Origin of the sequence: Trebonia sp. (assembly GCF_049794275.1) — a bacterium.
Taxonomy (GTDB): domain Bacteria; phylum Actinomycetota; class Actinomycetes; order Streptosporangiales; family Streptosporangiaceae; genus Trebonia.
On record NZ_JBARCR010000845.1, the window covers coordinates 1 to 3815 of the forward strand.

At 69.4% G+C, this 3815-nt stretch carries 2 protein-coding genes; one reads left to right on the forward strand and one right to left on the reverse strand.

What is annotated here, in order from left to right; genetic code table 11:
* On the reverse strand, positions 1-2369 hold a 2369-nt coding region (locus WA805_RS21915), incomplete at its 3' end, for a nitrate- and nitrite sensing domain-containing protein (protein WP_425243267.1).
* A 175-nt stretch (positions 2370-2544) separates the two neighbouring features.
* On the opposite strand from WA805_RS21915, the gene WA805_RS21920 reads away from it, so the two are divergent.
* A partial coding sequence (locus WA805_RS21920; protein WP_425243268.1) for a UvrD-helicase domain-containing protein occupies positions 2545-3815 on the forward strand: 1271 nt, incomplete at its 3' end.

A 3815-nucleotide genomic window follows, 5' to 3' on the forward strand; every position in this document is an offset into this window, starting at 1 on the left:
CCCTGCCCCTGCGGGCCGCCAGGTCCCTGCCAGTTCCCCGGCACCCCCGGCGCCGCTGGCGCCCCCGGCGCTTGCGGGGGAGTCGGCTCTGGGTAGCCGCCGTAGCCGGGGTAGCCGCCCCGGCCGCCCATCGTGTTGCCCGGGTCCGGCGGTCCGCCCGGGTACCCGGACGGCGAGAAGCTGGGCACCGGCAGGCCGGAGCCGTCGGCGCCGTAGGGCTGCTGGAAGGCGCCGGTCCCCGCACCAGTGCCCCCATTCGCCCCATTCGCCCCGTAAGGCCCGTAGGCCCGGTATGAGCCGTCAGGCCCGTAGGCCTCATTCGAGGCATAGGCCCCGCTGCCCGCGTACGCCCCGCTACCCGCGTACGTCCCGTTACCCGGGTACGCCTCGTTCATCCCGTAGCCGCTGTTCGGCGTCGGCACCCCGGCCGCCACCGGGGGACCGGCCGCGGTGATCGCCGCCGGCCCTTCGTCCTCGATCAGCCGGTCAGGGATCAGCGCGACCGCGGTGGTGCCGCCGTACGGCGACTGCCGCAGCGTCACGCTGATGCCGTGCCGCCGTGCCAGCTGCCCCACGACAAACAGGCCGAGCTGCTCGGTGTTGGTCGGGTTGATCTCCGGCGGCCGGGCGAGCCGCTCGTTCAGCTCAGCCATCCGCTGCGGTGTCATCCCGAGCCCGCGGTCCTCGATCTCGATCGCGAACCCGCTGGCGACCGCCTCGCCGGAGACGCGAACCTGGGTGAACGGCGGGGACAGCGTGGTCGCGTTCTCGATCAGCTCGGCGAGCAGGTGGATGACGTCGGTGACGGCGGAACCCGCTAGCGCTGCCCGCGACTGCGTGGAAACGGTGACCCGCGCGTAGTCCTCGACCTCGGAGATGGCGCCGCGCATCACGTCGATGAGCTTGACCGGCGCCGACCAGCCCCGGCCGGGCGGAGCACCGGAGAGGATGATCAGGCCTTCCGCGTGCCGCCGCATGCGGGTGGTCAGGTGGTCCATCTTGAACAGGTCTTCGAGCACGTCCGGGTCGGTGGCCTTCCGCTCCATGCCGTCGAGCACGGTGAGCTGGCGCTGCAGCAGCGACTGGCTGCGCCGCGCCAGGTTGCGGAACATGTCGTTGACACCCTGCCGCAGCCGCGCCTCGTCGACCGCGGACCTGATGGCGGTCTGCCGCACGGTATCGATCGCCTGGCCGACCTGGCCGATTTCGTCGCTGCCGACCCGCAGCGGAGGCGCCTCGGCCGCCACGTCCACGCTCTCGCCGCGGCGCAGCCTGCTCACCACCGCGGGCAGCTGCTCTTCGGCCAGCGTGAGCGCGGAGCGGCGGAGCGCGGTGAGCCGCCGGTTGATGGACCGGCCGAGCAGGATCGAGACGAGCAGCGTGAGGATGAGGCCGGCCAGGCCGAATATGGCGACCTCCCACACGCGCCTCTTAGCGTCATTCGCGATCTGCTGGACGTAGCTAAGCTCTCCGCCGGAGGCGGAGAGCCCACCCTGGTAGTTGCCGTTCGCCACGGCGCCGGTCAGCTTCTGCCACGCGGCGGGCGTCAGGCCCAGCTGCCGCAGCGTCGCGCCGCCCTCCACGCCCTGCTGCACGGTGGTCAGGTCGTTCTGCACCGTCGTCGGGGCCAGCGAGTTCAGCGCCGCGTCGAAGGTTCTCAGCTCAGCCGGGGTGAGCAGATTGGTGTACAGCGCCGTGTCGTCCTGCTGCCGCCCCGCGGCCTGGTCGAACACCACCCGGTCGGCGGGCGTCAGCGATCCGGACGCCAACGCCCCGGCCAGCACCGCGTCCTGCTCGTCGATATCCTCGCGGGTGCTGATGGTGGCGATCAGCCCGAGGCCCTCGGTTGCGGCGGCCGCGTCGGTCGTGCTGTTCGCCTCGGCCTGGAACACCGCTGACTGATCCATGATGATCTTGGTGTACGCGCCGAGCGCGTCCAGCGGGGTGAGCTCCTCGTTCTTCACCGCGGTGCGCAGCCCGGTCATGCCGTTGACGGAGCCGATCATCCTGGTGATCGCGGCAGACTCCTGCGGGCTCGTACTGGACTGGGTGCCCGACGAGTTGATGGCGATGTCGAGCGTCAGCGCGCCGGCTTTGGTCGTCATGACGGCGGACTGGTACACGCTCAGGCTGGCGGCGTCCGGGTGCGACAGGTAGACGACCGCGGCCCGCCGCTCGTCCTGCAGCAGGCTGACGAACCGGGTCATCGGCACGTCTGTGGCCTTGATCAAACTCGGCGCCTTGTCCAGGGTCAGCCAGTAATTGATGGACGTATAGGCCACGTATGCGAAGAGACCAAGCATCGTGATAAGCGGGATAGCCACCAGGAAGTAGATTCTGAGCCGGATGGACCGTCCGCGCGATCCCATGAAAGACCCCCTGAGGGTTACGGTGGTGAGCAAGTTACGATACCGCGCTGAGACCTAGATCGCCCCCAAATCGGTACATTCGATCCGTCAATTCCCCCTGGTAGAGGGGATGCGCGGCTGTCGCGCCCTCGCGGCGGTCGCCCCCTTTGTCGGTGCCAGCCCCTAGTCTGGACAGGTGACCACCACGGCGACGCATTCCCTTCTCGACGGCCTCAATCCGCAGCAGCGCGCTGCCGTCGTGCACGCGGGCGGTCCGCTGCTGATCGTGGCCGGCGCTGGGTCAGGAAAGACCCGGGTGCTGACTCACCGGATCGCCTACCTGCTAGCCGAGCGGGACGTGTCGCCGGCCGAGATCCTGGCGATCACATTTACCAACAAGGCGGCAGGCGAGATGGCGTCCCGCGTCGCGCAGCTGGTGGGCGACCGCCGTGCCCGGTCGATGTGGGTGATGACGTTCCACTCAGCGTGTGTCCGGATCCTGCGCCGTGAGGCCAAGCGGTTCGGGTACCCGCAGAACTTCTCGATCTACGACGCGGCGGACTCCCAGCGGCTGATGGCGCTGGTCTGCCGGGAGCTCGAGCTGGACGCGCGCCAGTACCCGCCGAAGGGCATGGCGGCGCAGGTGTCCAACCTCAAGAACGAGCTCATCGACTACGAGTCGTTCGCCGCCCGTGCGCGCACCGCGCGCGAGAAGGCCCTGGCCGAGGCGTATGCCGAGTACCAGCGCCGCCTGGTCGCGGCCGGCGCGCTCGACTTCGATGACCTGATCATGGTCACGGTCAACCTGTTCCAGGCGTTCCCCGAGGTGGCCGAGGCGTACCGCCGCAGGTTCCGGCACGTGCTCGTCGACGAGTACCAGGACACCAACCACGCCCAGTACGTCCTGATCAGGGAACTGGTCTCCGGTGGTTCTGCTCTCTTTTCGTCCGGAACGTCCTCGCCTGACTCCGTGCCGCCCAGCGAACTGTGCGTGGTGGGCGACGCGGACCAGTCCATCTACGCGTTCCGCGGCGCGACGATCAGGAACATCGTCGAATTCGAAGAGGACTATCCCAACGCGACGGTGATCCTGCTCGAGCAGAACTACCGCTCGACGCAGACCATCCTGTCCGCGGCGAACGCCGTGGTGTCCCGCAACCCCGGCCGCAAGCCGAAGAACCTGTGGTCCGACGCGGGCGCCGGGCCGCCGATCGTCGGGTACGTCGCCGACAACGAGCATGACGAGGCCGCGTTCGTCGCCGAGGAGGTCGACCGGCTCAACGACGAGGGCCTCGCGATCCCCGGCGAGGTGGCGGTCTTCTACCGGACGAACGCGCAGTCCCGTGTCTTCGAGGAAGTGTTCATCCGGGTCGGGCTGCCGTACCGGGTGGTCGGCGGTGTCCGGTTCTACGAGCGGCGCGAGGTCCGCGACCTGCTGGCCTACCTGCGGCTGATCGCCAACCCGGC